General features: G+C 61.5%; 13 protein-coding genes. 7 read left to right on the top strand and 6 right to left on the bottom strand.

From position 1 onward, the window contains the following. On the bottom strand, positions 1-1,094 hold a 1,094-nt coding region (locus AC3ZU9_RS30560; protein ID WP_490091749.1), incomplete at its 3' end, for a DEAD/DEAH box helicase. Positions 1,095-1,517: 423 nt separating this feature from the next. Between AC3ZU9_RS30560 and AC3ZU9_RS30555 the strand changes: the two genes are divergently transcribed. After that, on the top strand, positions 1,518-2,309 hold the full coding sequence (locus AC3ZU9_RS30555; RefSeq protein WP_012723002.1) for a crotonase/enoyl-CoA hydratase family protein: 792 nt from the start codon (positions 1,518-1,520) through the stop codon (positions 2,307-2,309). 103 nt (positions 2,310-2,412) lie between these two features. Here the strand turns inward: AC3ZU9_RS30555 and AC3ZU9_RS30550 are convergent, their stop codons facing one another. After that, positions 2,413-3,168 carry a spermidine synthase gene (locus AC3ZU9_RS30550; protein ID WP_012723001.1) on the bottom strand — a complete coding sequence of 252 codons (756 nt, stop codon included), beginning with the start codon at positions 3,166-3,168 and terminating at the stop codon, positions 2,413-2,415. A gap of 124 nt (positions 3,169-3,292) precedes the next feature. Here AC3ZU9_RS30550 and AC3ZU9_RS30545 point away from each other — a divergent pair, with 124 nt between their 5' ends. After that, a complete protein-coding gene (locus AC3ZU9_RS30545) occupies positions 3,293-4,639 on the top strand; it encodes a class II 3-deoxy-7-phosphoheptulonate synthase (protein ID WP_012723000.1) in 1,347 nt (448 codons plus the stop codon). A gap of 118 nt (positions 4,640-4,757) precedes the next feature. Here the strand turns inward: AC3ZU9_RS30545 and AC3ZU9_RS30540 are convergent, their stop codons facing one another. Together AC3ZU9_RS30540 and AC3ZU9_RS30535 are read right to left on the bottom strand one after the other, a co-directional pair. Then, positions 4,758-5,987, bottom strand: a complete 1,230-nt coding sequence (locus AC3ZU9_RS30540; RefSeq protein ID WP_102060863.1) for a winged helix-turn-helix domain-containing protein — start codon at positions 5,985-5,987, stop codon at positions 4,758-4,760. A 45-nt stretch (positions 5,988-6,032) separates the two neighbouring features. Continuing rightward, entirely contained in the window at positions 6,033-6,239 is a 207-nt protein-coding gene (locus AC3ZU9_RS30535) for a DUF1127 domain-containing protein (RefSeq protein ID WP_043205011.1), read from the bottom strand. 97 nt (positions 6,240-6,336) lie between these two features. Between AC3ZU9_RS30535 and AC3ZU9_RS30530 the strand changes: the two genes are divergently transcribed. Then, positions 6,337-7,191 carry a LysR family transcriptional regulator gene (locus AC3ZU9_RS30530; protein WP_012722997.1) on the top strand — a complete coding sequence of 285 codons (855 nt, stop codon included), beginning with the start codon at positions 6,337-6,339 and terminating at the stop codon, positions 7,189-7,191. On the opposite strand, the gene AC3ZU9_RS30525 is transcribed toward AC3ZU9_RS30530, so the two are convergent. Then, complete coding sequence (locus AC3ZU9_RS30525) at positions 7,181-7,930, bottom strand: sulfite exporter TauE/SafE family protein (RefSeq protein ID WP_046035032.1); 750 nt, start codon at positions 7,928-7,930, stop codon at positions 7,181-7,183. The genes AC3ZU9_RS30530 and AC3ZU9_RS30525 overlap by 11 nt on opposite strands. A 109-nt stretch (positions 7,931-8,039) precedes the next feature. Here AC3ZU9_RS30525 and AC3ZU9_RS30520 point away from each other — a divergent pair, with 109 nt between their 5' ends. From AC3ZU9_RS30520 to AC3ZU9_RS30505, 4 genes are all read left to right on the top strand, one after another. After that, entirely contained in the window at positions 8,040-8,990 is a 951-nt protein-coding gene (locus AC3ZU9_RS30520; protein WP_490091748.1) for a LysR family transcriptional regulator, read from the top strand. 79 nt (positions 8,991-9,069) lie between these two features. Next, the gene (locus tag AC3ZU9_RS30515) at positions 9,070-9,522 is read left to right on the top strand and encodes a MarR family winged helix-turn-helix transcriptional regulator (protein WP_093546064.1); all 453 of its coding nucleotides are present in this window, start codon (positions 9,070-9,072) and stop codon (positions 9,520-9,522) included. A gap of 234 nt (positions 9,523-9,756) precedes the next feature. Further along, entirely contained in the window at positions 9,757-10,176 is a 420-nt protein-coding gene (locus AC3ZU9_RS30510) for an organic hydroperoxide resistance protein (RefSeq protein WP_490091747.1), read from the top strand. 28 nt (positions 10,177-10,204) lie between these two features. Then, positions 10,205-11,221: an alpha/beta hydrolase fold domain-containing protein gene (locus AC3ZU9_RS30505; RefSeq protein ID WP_012722992.1), complete on the top strand. Its 1,017-nt coding sequence runs from the start codon at positions 10,205-10,207 to the stop codon at positions 11,219-11,221. Between the two features lie 64 nt (positions 11,222-11,285). Here AC3ZU9_RS30505 and AC3ZU9_RS30500 read toward each other — a convergent pair whose 3' ends face one another. Continuing rightward, a complete protein-coding gene (locus AC3ZU9_RS30500) occupies positions 11,286-11,858 on the bottom strand; it encodes an elongation factor P (RefSeq protein WP_003172723.1) in 573 nt (190 codons plus the stop codon). Positions 11,859-11,861: the final 3 nt, after the last annotated feature.

The following is an 11,861-nucleotide window of genomic DNA, read 5'->3' as shown; positions in this document are numbered from 1 at the left end:
CCGGTTACACGCTCGATCACTTGCAGCATGCGGCGCTCACGTGGAGTCACCAGCAGCAGTGCACGGCCTTCGCGACCGGCACGGCCGGTACGGCCGATACGGTGAACGTAGGACTCTGGGTCGTACGGCATGTCAACGTTGAACACGTGGGTGATACGTGGAACGTCGAGACCACGGGCGGCAACGTCGGTCGCCACAACGATGTCCAGACGGCCATCCTTGAGGGAGTCGATCACGCGCTCACGTTGGTTCTGGGCGATGTCACCGTTCAGCGCAGCGGCTTTATAGCCTTTGGCTTCCAGGGCACTGGCCAGGTCCAGGGTCGCTTGCTTGGTACGCACGAACATGATCAGGGCGTCGAAGTCTTCGACTTCCAGCAGGCTCAATACAGCCGAGGTCTTCTGGTCAGCGTGAACCAACAGGTGAGCCTGTTCGATCGCGGTAACGGTCTGAGTCTTGGTCTGGATCTTCACGTGTTGCGGATCGCGCAGGTGGCGTTCGGCAATGGCACGGATCGACTGTGGCAGGGTGGCCGAAAACAGTACGGTCTGACGGGTCGGTGGCAGTGCCTTGAAGATGACTTCCAGGTCATCCATGAAGCCCAGCTTCAACATTTCGTCAGCTTCGTCGAGAACCAGGTGGTTCACGGTCGACAAGACTTTCTCGTCACGACGCAGGTGGTCGCACAGACGGCCCGGGGTGGCGACAACGATCTGTGCGCCGTTACGGATAGCTTTGAGTTGTGGGCCCATAGGCGCGCCGCCGTAAACGGCCACAACGGTTACGCCTGGCATTTGCTTGGCGTAGGTTTCAAAAGCGGTTGCTACTTGCAGCGCCAACTCACGGGTTGGCGCCAGGATCAGGGCTTGCGGTTCGCGCTTGGCAGGATCGATGCAATGCAGGATAGGCAGGGCGAACGCGGCGGTTTTACCGGTACCGGTTTGCGCCTGGCCAATCATGTCCTGGCCGGCCATGATGATCGGGATCGATTGCTGCTGAATCGCCGAAGGTTCTTCGTAGCCGGTCGCGATGACGGCAGCGAGAATGTTCGGGTTAAGATTAAAAGCGGCGAAGCCGCCGGTTTCCTGGGTCATGGGTCTGCCTCTAAGTGCATCCGCAAAGACCCATGCTCCAAAGCTGCGCATGCCGTGTTGAGACTCAAGAGTCGCCCTGGCTGCTTTGTCGGCGGGGATTTGCGAAAACGAATGAATGAAAAAGATTCGTCAAGGGAGAGTCCGCTGTGCGGACGTGCAGCCGAAGCTGACTTCGGGGAATTGCGCTACCTAAACGCGGCCCGGTTAAAGGCCGGCGCGCACTATACCGGAAATAGCTGAAAAAGGGAGCTTTTTTTATCGCAAAGCATTGATAAACCGAGCTGCGTCGCAGCCTTTGCAGAGAACACCGGCAGGGTCTATTTTTCAAAGGCCCGGCCCTGCTGGTCATAACGCTTAAACGGTTCACCCGACCTTTCAGGCCCTTTGGTCTGAAACCCTTCCCCGCGCCCGAGGGCACCCCCGATGAATCCAGCCAGCAGCAGCCGCGTCAGCCGAGAACTCCAGGGCCATGTCCTGTTGCTGGGCCTGGACCGGGTGGCCAAACGCAACGCTTTCGACTTGGACCTGCTCAATGAGCTGAGCCTGGCGTATGGCGAATTTGATCGAAATGACGACGCGCGGGTGGCGGTGGTGTTTGCCCATGGTGATCACTTCACGGCCGGGCTGGACCTGGCCAATGTCAGCGGCGTGATGGCCGGTGGCTGGCAACCGCCGCTGGGTGGGTGTGATCCCTGGGGCGTGTTTGCCGGGCCGCGCGTGAGCAAACCGGTAATCGTCGCGGCCCAAGGCTACTGCCTGACGATCGGTATCGAGTTGATGCTGGCGGCGGATATCAATCTTTGCGCGAGCAACACGCGCTTTGCGCAGATGGAAGTTCAGCGTGGCATCTTTCCGTTCGGCGGCGCGACGTTGCGCTTTCATCAGGTCGCCGGCTGGGGCAACGCGATGCGCTGGCTGCTCACCGGCGATGAGTTCGACGCCCATGACGCGCTGCGCCTGGGTTTGGTGCAGGAAGTGATGGCCAGCGAAGACCTGCTGCCGCGCGCCGTCGAATTGGCCCACCGCATCGCCCGTCAGGCGCCACTGGGTGTGCAGGCCACGTTGATGTCGGCCCGGTTGGCGCGCATGGAAGGTGAAACCGTGGCGGCAGCCGCGTTGCCACCGATGGTGGATAAACTGCTCAACAGCGAGGATGCCAAGGAAGGCGTGCGGGCGATGGTCGAGAAGCGGCCGGGGGTGTTCAAGGGCATTTGAGTTCAGGCAGTGATGGCCTCATCGGGGGCAAGCCCCCTCCCACAGTTTGGAATGCGGTCGAATGTGGGAGGGGGCTTGCCCCCGATGGCGTCGGTGCAGACAACTAAGTTGCCGGCCGAATCGCCTTGATCAACGGCTGCAACGAGTACCCCAACCGCGGCGCCAACGCTTCGGCACGGTCCGAGAGCGCCCCCCTGTCCAGTTCTTGGTCCAGCTCGGACGGCACCAACAGAATCACATTGCCCTCCTTCACCGGCAGTTCCCAATAATGGCGGTGGTACAAGCCACGCAACAACGCTGCGCCCAGCGGCTTGCCATCGTCGGTCGCCCACTGGTTGATCACCAGCCAGCCGCCGGGGTTGAGTTTCTTCTGGCAGTTCTCCAGGAACGTCCACGCCAGGTGCCCGACGCCGGGGCCGACATCGGTATAAAGGTCGACGAAAATCAGGTCGGCCGATTCGGCGCTGTCGAGTAACTCCAGCGCGTCGCCGACGCGGATGTACAAACGCGGGTCGTCATCCAGCCCCAGATACTCGATGGCTAGGCGCGGCACATCGGGGCGCAGTTCGATGGCTTCCACATCGTCCAGCGGCAGGAACTTCAGGCACGCCTGGGTCAGCGTGCCGGCGCCCAGGCCAAGGAACAGCGCGCTTTCCGGCTGCTCATGGCACAGCGCACCAATCAGCATCGCGCGGGTGTAGTCGTACTCCAGCCAGCTTGGGTCGGCAGTGAACACGCAGCTTTGCTCGATGGCGTCGCCAAACTCGAGAAAACGGTAATCGGCCACTTCGAGCACACGGATCATGCCGAAATCATCATGGACTTCGGCCAGCAGGCGCTCGACACGCTCCTCGGTCATCACTACTCCTAACGGGTTTGCTACACGGCAAAGGCGCGATTGTCGGCGAACCGGCGGCAACAGGTCACGCACTAATTGCTGATAACATTGGCACCCGACCGTCAACCACCCAATCGAGTTCATGATGAGCCAACCCTGGAGCCCCGACAGCTGGCGCGCCCTGCCAATCCAGCAACAACCCCAGTACCCGGACGCTGCGCACTTGCTGCACGTGGAGCAAAGCCTGGCCAGCTACCCGCCGCTGGTGTTCGCCGGGGAAGCCCGCGAGTTGCGCCGCCAGTTTGCCGAGGTCACCCAGGGTCGCGCGTTCCTGTTGCAAGGGGGTGACTGCGCCGAGAGTTTTGCCGAGTTCTCCGCCGCAAAAATCCGCGACACCTTCAAGGTGCTGCTGCAGATGGCCATTGTGATGACCTTCGCGGCCGGTTGCCCGGTGGTCAAAGTGGGACGCATGGCCGGCCAGTTCGCCAAGCCGCGTTCGGCCAACGATGAAACCATCGACGGCATCACCCTGCCCGCCTACCGTGGCGACATCGTCAACGGTATCGGCTTCGACGAAAAAAGCCGTGTGCCGGACCCGGACCGCCTATTGCAGTCCTACCACCAGTCCACCGCCACCCTGAACCTGCTGCGCGCCTTTGCCCAGGGCGGCTTCGCCGACCTGCACCAGGTGCACAAGTGGAACCTGGACTTCATCGCCAACTCCGCGCTGGCCGAAAAGTACAGCCAACTGGCCGACCGCATCGACGAAACCCTGGCGTTCATGCGCGCCTGCGGCATGGACAGTTCGCCGCAACTGCGCGAAACCAGCTTCTTCACCGCCCACGAAGCGCTGCTGCTCAACTATGAGCAAGCCTTCGTACGCCGTGACAGCCTGACTAACGACTATTATGACTGCTCGGCCCACATGCTGTGGATCGGCGACCGCACACGCCAACTGGACGGTGCCCACGTCGAGTTCCTGCGTGGGGTGAACAACCCGATCGGGGTCAAGGTCGGCCCGAGCATGAACCCGGATGACCTGATCCGGCTGATCGACATCCTCAACCCGGACAACGACCCCGGCCGCCTGAACCTGATCGCACGCATGGGCGCAGGCAAGGTCGGCGACCACCTGCCCAACCTGATTCGCGCGGTGCAGCGCGAGGGTAAGCAAGTGCTGTGGAGCTCGGACCCGATGCACGGCAACACCATCAAGGCCAGCAGCGGCTACAAGACCCGCGACTTTGCGCAGATCCTGGGCGAGGTGAAGGAGTTCTTCCAGGTGCACCAGGCCGAAGGCAGCTATGCCGGCGGGATTCACATCGAGATGACCGGGCAGAACGTCACCGAATGCATCGGCGGCGCGCGGCCGATCACCGAGGACGGTTTGTCGGACCGCTATCACACCCACTGCGACCCACGGATGAATGCCGATCAGTCGCTGGAATTGGCGTTTTTGATTGCCGAGACGTTGAAACAGGTCAAACGCTGAGATTTTTAGTTGCCTTCAGGGCCTCATCGGGGGCAAGCCCCCTCCCACACGTGAATGTATTCACAGATCAAAATGTGGGAGGGACGGTACGACGATTCGACTTGCCCCCGATGAGGCCTTAAAGACCAACATCCATGCTGATCATTGCCGCCCGCAACCGGTCGGCACTCGGCCTTTGGCAATTGAGCTGCACCTGTTCCAGCCCCAGCCAGTCGGCCATTTGCCGAAGGTTCTGCGCCAGCGCCAACATGCCCTCCTCATCCAACCCCGGCTCTTCCTCATGCACCGCATGCACGGCCAGAAGCCCACTGGCGCGTTCGGCGCGTAAATCAATGCGTGCGGCGATCCGTTCATTGTGCAGAAACGGCAGCACGTAGTAGCCGTACACCCGCTTGTCTTGCGGGGTGTAGATCTCCAGGCGGTAACGGAAATCGAACAAACGCTCGGTACGCGCACGCTCCCACACCAGCGAATCGAACGGCGACAGCAAGGCGCTGGCCGACACCTTGCGCGGCACTTTGGGCTCGGGCAGGCAGTAAGCCGGTTGTTTCCAGCCTTGTACCTGGCACACCTGCAGCTGGCCATCCTCGACCAATTCGGCCAGGCGATTGCGGCTGTCGGCGGGGTCGAGACGGAAGTAATCGCGCAAGTCCTTCTCGGTCCCCACGCCCAGCGCAGTCGCACTGTGCAACAGCAAGCCGCGCAGGGCCTCAGCTTCAGTGACCGTGGTTTGCAGGATATCGCCGGGAATGACCCGCTCCGGCAAATCATAGAGCCGCTCAAACCCACGGCGACCGGCCACCGTGACCAAGCCTGCGGCAAACAGCCATTCCAGCGCATGTTTCTCGTCGCTCCAGTCCCACCACGGGCCGGCGCGTTCCTCTCGGGTCGACAAGCTGCCGGCCCCCAATGCGCCCTGCTCCTCGACGGTCTGCAACACACGCTGAATCGTGGCCTGCTGCTCACGCCCGAAGCGCGCCATTTGCGAATAAATGCCCTGGCCCTGCTTGGCCCGCTCCATGCGCCAGCGCATCAGCGGGTACAGCGCCATCGGCAACAGCGACGCCTCATGCCCCCAGTATTCGAACAGCGAGCGCCGCCGCCCCTGGCTCCAAGCGGCTTGTTCAAGTATCAGCGGGGAGTAGTTGCCCAGACGGGAAAACAGCGGCAAGTAATGGGAGCGCACCACGGCATTGACCGAATCAATCTGCAAGACGCCCAGGCGCTCGATCATGCGGTTGAGGTGCGCAGCCTTGATCAGTGCAGGCGCCTGGCGCCCGGAAAAACCCTGGGCCGCCAGCGCCATGCGTCGAGCTTGCTTGAGTGAAAACGACAGGTCGGCGGGCATGGGGTTCTCCGTGTGGGCGCGCCGACCACCCTACTGCATCCGCGATCATTTGCGCAGCGGGTCTTGCCAGAAATGCAGGTGGCGGTCCTGCTCGACGTCGCCGCGATTGAGGCCGATGTCCTTGAGTGCATCATCGCTCAAGTTCGCCAGCACCTGGCGCTCCTCATGCAGCGCCTGCCAACGGGCCACCTTCTGAAAAAGCCCGGAAAACGGACGCTTCGCCATCAATACAAACCCTCGTTGACCTTTCATCTTCTCGCCCTCCAGTGGGGATGGCGCAAGTGTGTGCCTGGGTTTAAGATCAATCCAACGAATGTTTCTTATGTAATACATCTCGGAGATTGATCAATTGTCCGGCTACCCGAGCATCGACACTGAAGTGCTGCGCACCTTCGTCGCCATCGCCGACCAGGGCGGTTTCACCCGCGCCGGCGAACTGGTCAACCGTACGCAGTCGGCGGTGAGTATGCAGATGAAGCGCCTGGAAGAAGACGTGTTGCAGCGCAAGCTGTTCGAGCGGGACGGTCGCCAGGTGCGGCTGACGCCCGAAGGCCAGGTATTGCTGGGGTACGCGCGGCGCATCCTGAAACTGCACAGCGAAGTGTTCAACACCCTGCGCGAACCGCACATGGTGGGACTGGTGCGTATCGGTACGCCGGATGACTACGTGATGCGTTTCCTGCCGGGGATTCTCAAACGGTTTTCCAAGGCGTATCCACTCATCCAGATCGAGATGCACTGCGAGGCGTCGACGGTGCTGATGCAACGTCGCGACCTGGCCCTGACGGTCATCAGCCGCGAGCCCGGCAATGAAGTCGGCGAGCTGTTGCGTACCGAACGCATGGTGTGGGTGGCCGCCCCGTGCTTCTGCGTGGACGAGCACGACGCGCTGCCACTGGCGATTTCCGGGGTCGACAGTTTCTGCACCCAGTGGACCCGGGCGGCGCTGGACGCCGCCGGGCGCGATTACCGGCTGGCCTACCACAGCTCTAACGTGGCGGCGATTCAGGCCGTGGTGAGCGCCGGACTGGCCGTGATGGTCAGCATGGAAAGCCTGGTGACGGAAGACCTGCGCGTACTCGGCAGCGAAGAAGGTTTTCCGCCGCTGCCGTCGATGAATCTGCGCTTGCTACGCAACCCGGCAATGACCTCCCCCATCACCGAATGCTTGGCGGAGTACATCCTCGAAGGCTTCAGACTTTAAAGGTCAGCATCACTGCGCACACCACCAGGAAGCCGCAGAACAGACCGCGCAATACGCGCTCCGGCAGTGCATGGGCGACCTTCACGCCCCAACTGATACTGAGCAACCCGCCGACGGCCAACGGTACGCCGATCATCCAGTCCACTTCCTGGTGCCAGGCGTAAGTCACCAGTGTCACGCCGGTGCTGGGCAATGCCAACGCCAGGGACAAGCCTTGGGCAACCACCTGGGTGGTGCCGAACAGACTGGTCAGCACTGGCGTGGCGACCACCGCACCACCCACACCGAACAAACCGCCCATGGAGCCGGAGGCGGCACCCAGCACCCCAAGCCATGGCCAGGAGTAACGCATCTGCGCGGTCGGCGGCGCGTTGCGGGTGAACATGCGCAGCAGGTTGTAGGCTGAAAGCGTCAGCAGGAAAGCGATAAAGCCAATGCGCATGGCCCCCGCGTCCAGGCCCACCGCCCAGATCGAACCCAGCCAGGCAAAGGTGAACCCCATGACGCCCAACGGCAGCGCATGGCGCAGCTCAATGCGGTTGCGTTGGTGATAGCGCCACAGCGCCAGCATCACGTTGGGCACCACCATCACCAGCGCTGTGCCTTGGGCCAACTGCTGATCCAGGCCGAACAGCACGCCCAGCACCGGGATTGCTATCAGCCCGCCGCCAATCCCAAACAGACCGCCCACCGTGCCGAGCGCCGCGCCCAACACCAGGTACATCACTAAATCCACCACCGTTTGTTACTCCGCAATCCCAGGCCTTGCATGCTACGCAGTCGGCTCTAGCGTGGAAACGCACAGCAACGCACAATGGCTGTGCCAATCTCGCATAAGCGGCTTTTCGATGAACCCCAACACCCTGACCGATCAACTGGGCCTGTTCCTTGATGTATTGGAGACCGGCAGTTTTTCCTCCGCCGCGCGCCGCCATCCGCTGACACCCTCGGCCGTGGCGCGGCGTATCGACAGCCTGGAAAGCTCGGTGGGCAGCCGCCTGTTCCAGCGCAGTACCCACGCGGTGGTGCCGACCCCGGCAGGCTTGGCGTTTGCCGAACGGGCGCGGCGGATTGTCAGCGAGTTGCAGCTGGCGCGGGCTGAGGCGGTGTCCCTGAGCCATGCGCCGGAGGGCCTGATTCGGGTGGACGCGCCCGCAGCGTTTGGGCGGCGGCACCTGGCGCCGGTGATTGCGGACTTCCTCAACGTGTACCCAGGCCTGGATGTGCACTTGCATTTGATCGACAGCTTTGTGGACATGCAGGGCGCGCACCTGGGCAAGGTGGACCTGGTGTTGCGCGCCGGGCATATCGTCGACACCCGGTTGATCGCCACGCCCTTGGCCAGCATCGTGCGCATCGCCTGTGCCAGTCCGGCGTATCTGAAAAGCCGTGGCACGCCACTTCATCCTCGGGAGCTGAGCGAGCACGACGGGCTCGACTGGGACGGGTTGGCGCCGATGTTCGCTTGGCGCTTCGAACTGGACGGACGCCGCGCGACTTATCGCCCGCAACGCATCCGCATGAGCGCCAATAACGCCGAAGCCTTGCTGTCCGGCGCTCTGGCCGGGCTGGGTATCGCCCACCTGCCGACGTGGCTGGCCAGTGAGTACCTGGTGCGTGGCGAACTGCTACCGCTGTTTTGCGAAAACGGCCTGCCCAGCCCGGAGACCACCGGGATCTATGCGCTGCGCCTGGAACAACAACCCAATGCGCGCAGCCGGCTGTTGCTGGAATACCTGAAAACCCGTTTCAGCCCGGTGCCGCCCTGGGACCTGGCACTGCAAAGTGGCTTGGTCTGACCGCTCGAACAGAATTATCTGGCGCATTAAAGATTTGCCCGCTAGATTCCAGCGTAGACACGCTTTTCGAGGTACCACCATGAGCAAAAACCCTGATCCCTGCGAATCACTGATGCTGGACAACCAGCTGTGTTTTGCCCTGCACTCCACTTCGCTGCTGATGACCAAGGTCTACAAGCCACTGCTGCAAGCCCTTGGCCTCACCTACCCGCAATACCTGGCCATGATGGTGCTGTGGGAAGAGGATGGGTTGACCGTCGGCGAAATCAGCAGCCGCCTGCTGACCGATCCGGGCTCGCTCACCCCCCTGCTCAAGCGCCTGGAAGCTGAAGGCCTGCTCAGCCGTACCCGCAGTCGCGAAGATGAACGGGTGGTCGTCGTAGAGTTGACCGACGCCGGCCGGGCCCTGCAGGACAAGGCCATGGGCATTCCGCAGTGCATCCTTGGCGCCAGCGGCCTGGAGCTGGAGCAACTGCGCAAGCTGCAAGCTGATTTGATTGCACTGCGCAGCAATCTGCAGAACGCAATTTAGAACAGCAAAACCATGCAATGTGGGAGGGGGCTTGCCCCCGATAGCGGAATGTCTGTCGACAGCGATGTTGACTGAGCGACCGTCATCGGGGGCAAGCCCCCTCCCACATTGGTTTCTGCTACACGAAAATATTTTATAAATTTATCTTGCGCACTAAATATTAGAGCGATACATTCATCTCACCAACTACTTAGCGCGCAAATGTTTTGCGCTACACACGAAGAGGAAAACACTATGCAAACTCTCTATACCGCAGTCGCTACCGCCACCGGCGGCCGTGACGGTCGTGCTGTTTCCAGCGACAACATCCTCGATGTCAAACTCTCCACCCCCAAAGAACTGGGTGGTGCCGGTGGCCAGGCCACCAACCCTGAACAACTGTTCGCTGCCGGCTACTCGGCGTGCTTTATCGGCGCCCTGAAATTTGTCGCCAGCCAGACCAAACGCAAAATCCCGGATGACGCCTCGATCACTGCCCACGTCGGCATTGGCCAGATCACCGGTGGTTTCGGTCTGGATATCGACCTGCACATCAGCCTGCCGGGCCTGGCCCAGGACGACGCGCAAAGCCTGGTCGACGCTGCTCATCAAGTCTGCCCGTACTCCAACGCCACCCGTGGCAACGTCGATGTACGCCTGCACATCACCGTCTAAATGACCTTGGCCGCCCCTGGAGAAGAACATGAACACCATTGGTAAAGCGCTCGCCGGCACCCTGCTCGCCCTGTCCATCACCCACGCCTTTGCTGCGACCGGTGAGGTCGAGCACACCACCCAGGCGTTCCTGGATGTGTTGAACGCAGGCACCGGCAAACCGATCGAACAGCTGACGCCCAAGGACGCTCGTGCCGTACTGACCGGCGCCCAGGCCGGCGTGAAGCTGACCTTGCCCAAGGCGGATGTGAGCCAGAAGACCATTCAGGTCGATGGCAAGCCGCTGGACCTGACCATCGTGCGTCCGGCCGGGGTCAAGGGCACATTGCCTGTGTTCATGTTCTTCCACGGCGGCGGCTGGGTGCTCGGGGACTACCCGACCCATGAACGCCTGGTGCGGGATTTGGTGGTGGGTTCGGGGGCGGTGGCGGTGTTCGTCAACTACACGCCTTCGCCGGAAGCGCATTACCCGGTGGCGATCAACCAGGCCTACGGCGCGACAAAATGGGTGGCCGAGCACGGCCAAGAGATCAACGTCGACGGCAAGCGCCTGGCGGTTGCAGGCAACAGTGTCGGCGGCAACATGGCGGCGGTGGTCAGCCTGATGGCCAAGGACAAGGGCACGCCGGCGATCAAGTTCCAACTGCTGCTGTGGCCGGTGACTGACGCCAACTTCGACACCGCGTCCTACAACCAATACGCCGAAGGGCACTTCCTCACCCGTAACATGATGAAGTGGTTCTGGGACAACTACACCACCGACGCCAAGCAACGCGCCGAGCTCTACGCCTCGCCGCTGCGGGCCACCCCTGACCAGCTCAAGGGCTTGCCGCCCGCGCTGATTCAGACGGCGGGAGCCGACGTGCTGCGCGATGAAGGCGAAGCCTATGCACGCAAGCTCGACCAGGCCGGTGTACCGGTGACCGCTGTGCGCTACAACGGCATGATCCACGACTACGGTTTGCTCAACGTCGTCAGCCAGGTGCCGGCCGTACGTTCAGCCCTGCTCCAGGCCTCGGACGAGCTGAAGCAACACTTGAAGTAAAAGGTAACGCCCACAAAAAAGCCCGACTCAAGGTCGGGCTTTTTTCGTATCGGCAGGGCCAGAATTACTTCTTGGCGCGACCTTTGTACGAGCCACCTTCGCGGGTGTCGATCTCGATCAGGTCGTCGATTTCGATGAAATCGGCGACTTGCAGTTCGGTACCGTTGCTCAGCTTGGCAGGCTTCATCACCTTGCCCGAAGTGTCGCCGCGAGCGGAACCTTCGGTGTAGGCCACTTTACGCACGATGGTGGTCGGCAGCTCTACGGAAACCAGGCGCTCTTCGAAGAAAATAGCTTCGCAGACGTCTTCCATGCCTTCTTCGATGAACGGCAGAACGGCTTCGATATCTTCAGCGTTCAGCTCGTACATGGTGTAGTCGGTGGTGTCCATGAACGTGTAGGTGTCGCCGCTGATGAAGGACAGGGTCGCTTCTTTGCGGTCGAGGATCACGTCGTCCAGTTTGTCATCGGCGCTGTAGACGATCTCGGTCTTGTAACCGGTCAGCAGGTTCTTCAGCTTGGTCTTCATGATTGCGCTGTTACGACCAGACTTGGTGAACTCAGCTTTCTGAACCAGCCAAGGGTCGTTTTCGAGACGGATCACTGTACCGGGTTTCAGTTCTTTACCAGTTTTCATTGC

This window comes from Pseudomonas sp. A39, from assembly GCF_058145955.1.
Note: the sequence above shows the minus strand (reverse complement) of the source record. Positions and strands in the feature narration are given on the sequence as shown.

Excerpts from the sequence above, each read along its gene's own strand:
- AC3ZU9_RS30555 (WP_012723002.1), top strand. The coding sequence starts at position 1,518 with ATGAATCCAGCCAGCAGCAGCCGCGTCAGCCGAGAACTCCAGGGCCAT.
- AC3ZU9_RS30550 (WP_012723001.1), bottom strand. The coding sequence starts at position 3,168 with ATGACCGAGGAGCGTGTCGAGCGCCTGCTGGCCGAAGTCCATGATGAT.
- AC3ZU9_RS30545 (WP_012723000.1), top strand. The coding sequence starts at position 3,293 with ATGAGCCAACCCTGGAGCCCCGACAGCTGGCGCGCCCTGCCAATCCAG.
- AC3ZU9_RS30540 (WP_102060863.1), bottom strand. The coding sequence starts at position 5,987 with ATGCCCGCCGACCTGTCGTTTTCACTCAAGCAAGCTCGACGCATGGCG.
- AC3ZU9_RS30535 (WP_043205011.1), bottom strand. The coding sequence starts at position 6,239 with ATGAAAGGTCAACGAGGGTTTGTATTGATGGCGAAGCGTCCGTTTTCC.
- AC3ZU9_RS30520 (WP_490091748.1), top strand. The coding sequence starts at position 8,040 with ATGAACCCCAACACCCTGACCGATCAACTGGGCCTGTTCCTTGATGTA.
- AC3ZU9_RS30515 (WP_093546064.1), top strand. The coding sequence starts at position 9,070 with ATGAGCAAAAACCCTGATCCCTGCGAATCACTGATGCTGGACAACCAG.
- AC3ZU9_RS30510 (WP_490091747.1), top strand. The coding sequence starts at position 9,757 with ATGCAAACTCTCTATACCGCAGTCGCTACCGCCACCGGCGGCCGTGAC.
- AC3ZU9_RS30505 (WP_012722992.1), top strand. The coding sequence starts at position 10,205 with ATGAACACCATTGGTAAAGCGCTCGCCGGCACCCTGCTCGCCCTGTCC.
- AC3ZU9_RS30500 (WP_003172723.1), bottom strand. The coding sequence starts at position 11,858 with ATGAAAACTGGTAAAGAACTGAAACCCGGTACAGTGATCCGTCTCGAA.